Genomic DNA, 842 nt, shown 5'->3' with positions numbered 1-842 from the left:
CCCGTACGGCCAGCCCCCGCCGCCCGGCGCCGGGCCGGGCGAGGGCCCGTACGGCGGCGGGCCACAGGGCCCGGGCGACCCGTACGGCGGCGGGCCCCACGACGGCGGCCCCTACGGAGGCGGCGGCCCCCACGGAGGCGACGGACCCTACGGAGGCGGCGGCCGGTACGGCGGCGACGGACCCTACGGCGGCGGCCCCTACGGAGGCGGCGGCCCGTTCCGCGGCGGCGAACCGCTCGCCGGCATGCCGCCACTCGCGTCGTTCGGCACGCGGCTCGCGGCCCGCATCATCGACGCCCTCATCATCGCGATCCCGCTGGCGATCATCTCGATCGCCGTCAACGGCTTCGACTTCTCGACGTCGAACGGCCAGAGCGAGGCAGACGCCTTCGGAGATCAGTTCAGCACGGGGCAGCAGTGGCTGTGGGCGCTCGTCTCCCTGGTTGCGTACATCGGCTACGACACCTGGATGACGCACACGCGCGGGCAGACGCTCGGGAAACGGTGGCTCAAGCTGCGGGTGGGGCTGCTGGCCGACGGCGCACTCCCGAGCGTCGGGGCATCGCTGACGCGGGCGGTCGTCCTGTGGCTGCCGGCGCTGGTGTGCTGCTTCTGCGTCTGGTGGATCATCATCGCCATCACGATCGTCGCGAGCCGCCCGTACAAGCAGGGGCTGCACGACAAGGCGGCCAAGACGGTCGTCGTCCAGGCCTGAGCGGAACGCCGTCCGCCGCCCTGAGAGGCGGCCACGTGGCCCCGGTCAGCGGCCCAGCGAGTGCTGCTGCACGCGCCCGGCGCGGGTCCGCGCGCCGGCATGCGGCCGGCGCGCGCGGGCGCTCGCC

General features: G+C 75.2%; 1 protein-coding gene. It reads left to right on the top strand.

Going from position 1 to position 842, the window contains the following annotated elements:
- On the top strand, positions 1-715 hold a 715-nt coding region (locus JFN87_RS33270), incomplete at its 5' end, for an RDD family protein (RefSeq protein ID WP_209346248.1).
- Between the last annotated feature and the right edge of the window lie 127 nt (positions 716-842).

The sequence above is a fragment of the Streptomyces montanisoli genome (assembly GCF_017813245.1).
GTDB lineage: Bacteria > Actinomycetota > Actinomycetes > Streptomycetales > Streptomycetaceae > Streptomyces > Streptomyces montanisoli.
This window is presented reverse-complemented; position numbering and strand designations above follow the sequence as displayed.